General features: G+C 46.9%; 1 protein-coding gene. It reads left to right on the top strand.

Translation table 11 applies throughout. The features are described 5' to 3' along the window. Window positions 1-478 precede the first annotated feature (478 nt). Entirely contained in the window at window positions 479-1,132 is a 654-nt protein-coding gene (locus tag QUB24_RS33420) for a reverse transcriptase N-terminal domain-containing protein (protein WP_333157882.1), read from the top strand. Window positions 1,133-1,227 lie beyond the last annotated feature (95 nt).

Below are 1,227 nucleotides of genomic sequence, written 5' to 3'. Positions count from 1 at the left end.
TGAAAACCGGATAAGCTACCAGCCTGAAATGTAGTGAAACCGGGAGCATCTGGGGCAGAACAGCGAAAGCGAACTCTTGTACAAACCGTCGTCATTGTCAACTTGCGGAATAAGGCTAATACGCAGGGAGCGAAATAAGCTCACGGGAACGGTAGATAGCAGCTTGTCCTTCTGACTATCGGCACTTACCAAAACCCGGCGGATTGAGAGGTTCTACAACCAGTACCAACGGAAACTAGGAACGAGTTAAACCAAGGGAACGGCTCTCCAGAATCGGTCAGACTCTGGAGTAGTAGCTAGCGTAAGCCACCTTTGGAAGGATTGGGTCAGAAGCCAACGCCTCTCTGTAATGGAGAGGATATGCTGACAGACTCACTGCTGTGTGAAAGATACGTTCGCAAAGTACGAGTAAAGATGTCCAAAACGGAGATTACATCACAAGTGGAATGGAAAAATGTGAACTGGCCCAAAGCCGAGTTTGCAGTTTTCAAGCTCCTTTCATCGGATTTATCGCGCTTCACAGCGTGGAGATGTTCAAACAGTTAGGCGTCTCCAAAAGAGTCTAGCTCAGTCCTGGTCTGCAAAACTAATTGCCGTGCGACGGGTTACACAGGACAATAAAGGTCGGGTTACGGCGGGAGTTGACGGGATAAAATCCTTAAAACCTCCAGCACGATTAGAACTGGCAAAAAACCTGAAAGTAAACGGGAAATCAGCACCAACTCGAAGGGTTTGGATTCCTAAACCCCGAAAGCCGGAAAAACGAGGACTCGGAATCCCAACAATTGAGGAAAGAGCAAAACAAACGCTAATCAAACTGGCGTTAGAACCAGAATGGGAAGCACGTTTTGAATCGGAATCATACGGCTTTAGACCTGGCAGATATTGTCATGACGCAGTTGAAGCAATCCGAACGTACATCGCCCAAAAACCGAAGTATGTTTTGGATGCAGACATCTGTCGGTGTTTTGACAAAATAAACCATACCAAACTGTTAGAAAAACTTAATACCTTTCCCATCTTCGAGCGTCAAATCAAAGCGTGGCTCAAAGCGGGAGTAATCGACTTCAGCAGATGGGCAGAAAGGAAGGGATTTCAAGAGACACTCTCTGGGTGTTCCGCAAGGTGGTAGTATCTCACCACTTTTAACGAACATCGCGCTCCACGGTATGCAACAACGCATAGAGGCACAGTTTCCCAGCGATAAAGCAAACAGAATCCGAAATA

It is taken from the genome of Microcoleus sp. B9-D4 (genome assembly GCF_036705105.1).
Classification (GTDB): domain Bacteria; phylum Cyanobacteriota; class Cyanobacteriia; order Cyanobacteriales; family Microcoleaceae; genus Microcoleus.
The sequence above is the reverse complement of the archived record's forward strand: the minus strand, read 5'-3'. Positions and strand labels throughout refer to the sequence as shown.